This is a genomic window from Bacillus sp. B4EP4a (genome assembly GCF_006680105.1).
Lineage (GTDB): Bacteria > Bacillota > Bacilli > Bacillales > DSM-1321 > Peribacillus > Peribacillus simplex_E.
Genome location: NZ_VHIK01000126.1, coordinates 1 through 219 on the forward strand (window position 1 = coordinate 1; position 219 = coordinate 219).

Annotated in this window: 1 protein-coding gene; it reads right to left on the reverse strand. The window is 47.9% G+C overall.

The annotated features are described in order from the left end of the window. Positions 1 to 38: 38 nt before the first annotated feature. Positions 39 to 219, reverse strand: a 181-nt coding sequence (locus tag FNK51_RS27015) for a hypothetical protein (RefSeq protein WP_220127014.1), incomplete at its 5' end; no start/stop codon positions are given.

Sequence of the window (219 nt, forward strand, 5' to 3'; positions counted from 1 at the left end):
GAGTAAATGCGCCAGACTCACGAGTAAATGCCCCAAACTCACGAGTAAAGCGCAAACTCACGAGTAAATGCGCCAGACTCACGAGTAAATGCGCCAAACTCACGAGTAAAAGGCACAAACTCACGAGTAAACGCGCCAAACTCACGAGTAAATGCGCCAAACTCACGAGTAAAGCGCAAACTCACGAGTAAAAGGCCCAAACTCACGAGTAAAGCACAA